Genomic DNA, 1563 nt, shown 5'->3' on the forward strand with positions numbered 1-1563 from the left:
TAGCTTGATCTTTAACGTCTACCGTCGAATGGTCCGTCGAACTTGATCACCCGGTTCGGTATCCGCCGGACACGAAAGCGGCCTTCGTCTGAACATGTGCTCCGACCAAGGAACACACACATTCAGCACGAAGGCCGTGAGGATGAGTCTGCTGCATCACGACGCCCGGCGAGATCCGTTGACGCAACTGTCACGCTTCCGGGGCGAGTTCTACGCCTGCCTGACCGCCCGTTCGGACGCATTGTTCGAGCTGGCTGATGCTGTTCTGTGCAGCGACGGGCCGGTGAGATCGCTGGCCGAACTGTCGCTGGTGGGTGAACACCGCCGCGGCCATGGCGGGCTCTACGCGGCGATGACTCGTGGTCGCATCGATGCCGGCCGGCTGCGACGGGCGCTGACCGAAGTAGCACTGCCGCGGGCTGCCGACGGCCAGCTGGTCCTGGCGATCGATGTCACGTGCTGGCTGCGGCCTGACGCCCACACCTCACCGGAACGGATCCTGTGTCACACCTACGGCCGGGGCAAGGACCACCACATCCCGGTCCCCGGCTGGCCCTACTCGATCATCTGCGCGCTCGAACCGGGCCGCAGCTCATGGACCGCACCGCTGGACGCACTGCGCCTGGCGCCCGGAGATGACACCGCCACCGTCACCGCCCGGCAACTGCGCGATCTGCTTGAGCGGCTGATCACCGCGGGGCAGTGGCAGACGGGCGATCCCGACATCCTCGTCGTCGCGGACGCCGGATACGACGCACCCCGCCTCGGCTTCCTCCTGCGCGACCTGCCGGTCCAGGTACTGGCCAGGATGCGATCCGACCGCGTCCTGCGCAGAGCTGTCCCACCGCGGCTCCCGCACACCCAGGGCCGGCCGCCCCGGCACGGCGGCGAGTTCGTCTTCGGCCAGCCCGACACCTGGAGCACCCCGGACACCGAAACCGTCACCGACACCCGCCTCTACGGCACCGCCAGAGCCCGCTCCTGGAACCGGCTGCACCCCAAGCTGACCCACCGTTCCTCCTGGGCAGCCGCCGACGGCATCCTCCCGATCGTCGAAGGGACAGTGATCCGCCTGGACATCGACCACCTGCCCAGCGGAGCGACACCGAAGCCGGTCTGGCTGTGGTGGTCCGGCACCGACGCCACCCAGGCGGATACCGACCGTCTCTGGCAGGCATACCTGCGACGCTTCGACATCGAGCACACCTTCCGCCTGTTCAAACAGACCCTCGGCTGGACCTCCCCGAAGATCCGTACCCCCGAGGCGGCAGACCGGTGGACCTGGCTGATCCTCGCCGCCTACACCCAACTGCGGCTTGCCCGACCGCTGGCAGCCGACCTACGACGCCCTTGGGAGAGGCCGACCCCGCCGGACAGGCTCACCCCCGCCCGGGTCCGCCGCGACTTCCGGCACATCCGCCCACAAGCCACCTGCCCGGCCCAAGCACCAAAACCCTCCCGCCCTGGCCCCGGACGCCCCCCAGGCAGAAAGAACACCCGGCCCACACCCCGCCACGACGTGCACACACCCCGCAAGACACAACCCGCGAAACAGCGAACGAA

Annotated in this window: 1 protein-coding gene; it reads left to right on the forward strand. The window is 68.4% G+C overall.

What is annotated here, in order from left to right; genetic code table 11:
• Positions 1–142: 142 nt before the first annotated feature.
• Positions 143–1563 (forward strand): NF041680 family putative transposase (locus ABT085_RS46285; protein WP_351623231.1); only part of this gene is annotated, 1421 nt, incomplete at its 3' end.

It is taken from the genome of Streptomyces sp. NPDC002265 (assembly GCF_040296125.1).
In the GTDB taxonomy this organism is placed as follows: Bacteria; Actinomycetota; Actinomycetes; order Streptomycetales; family Streptomycetaceae; genus Streptomyces.